We start from the raw sequence: 512 nt of genomic DNA, 5'->3' as shown, positions 1-512 counted from the left end.
AGATGACGTCGGCTGCCGCAGAGGTCGTCATCGGCAGCGTGGCCCATGCGCTGCAATCCGAAGCGGACCACGATCAGCCGATCATATCCGGCGAATTGCCGATCGGCGGTCACCGTTTCGAAGGCCTGTTGCCGCCTGTTGTATCCGCGCCCAGCTTCACGATCCGCTGTCGCGCCTCGCGTCTGATCCCGCTTGACGATTACGTCAAGGCGAAGGTGATGACCGAAGCACAGGCCTCTGTTCTCCGGAGCGCCATCGCCAATCGTCTGAACATCGTCATCTCTGGCGGCACAGGGTCGGGCAAGACGACGCTCGCCAATGCCGTCATTGCCGAGATCGTCGCGACAGCGCCAGAGGATCGCATGGTGATCCTCGAGGACACAGCCGAAATCCAGTGCGCCGCCGAAAACGCCGTCTCGCTGCACACCAGCGATAGCGTCGACATGGCAAGGCTTTTGAAGAGCACAATGCGCCTGCGGCCAGACCGCATCATTGTCGGCGAAGTCCGCGAT

The 512-nt window shown here is 61.9% G+C and carries 1 protein-coding gene; it reads left to right on the top strand.

The window, feature by feature from the left end:
* The coding region (locus tag RCCGE510_RS32850) for an ATPase, T2SS/T4P/T4SS family (protein ID WP_007638167.1) at positions 1–512 on the top strand (512 nt) is incomplete at both ends.

This window comes from Rhizobium sp. CCGE 510 (assembly GCF_000292525.1).
In the GTDB taxonomy this organism is placed as follows: Bacteria; Pseudomonadota; Alphaproteobacteria; order Rhizobiales; family Rhizobiaceae; genus Rhizobium.
The sequence above is the reverse complement of the archived record's forward strand: the minus strand, read 5'-3'. Positions and strand labels throughout refer to the sequence as shown.